The following is a 247-nucleotide window of genomic DNA, read 5'->3' as shown; positions in this document are numbered from 1 at the left end:
TCATAATGAAGAGTTCTTCAAAGAAGGAAAAGTTAGTCAAGTGGTGACCAGACTAAAACCACGTGTAAGCTATGGGGTAAACGGAAATATTGATGCTTTGACCATAGATAATGACTACTATTGGTTATTAGGTAAATATAGTGTACAATCTCCTTATAATGGTAAAAAAGGTTATGTGAATACCTCTGTACCTTTGTACTATTTGAAATGGGAAAAAGCTACTACGCTAAACTTTGGTTTAGACCTT

At 34.0% G+C, this 247-nt stretch carries 1 protein-coding gene; it reads left to right on the top strand.

Annotation, left to right across the window (positions count from 1 at the left end; all coding sequences use genetic code 11):
• Positions 1-247 (top strand): hypothetical protein (locus HMPREF9441_RS18835; protein ID WP_008623540.1); only part of this gene is annotated, 247 nt, incomplete at both ends.

Source organism: Paraprevotella clara YIT 11840 (genome assembly GCF_000233955.1).
GTDB classification, from domain to species: Bacteria; Bacteroidota; Bacteroidia; order Bacteroidales; family Bacteroidaceae; genus Paraprevotella; species Paraprevotella clara.
The sequence above is the reverse complement of the archived record's forward strand: the minus strand, read 5'-3'. Positions and strand labels throughout refer to the sequence as shown.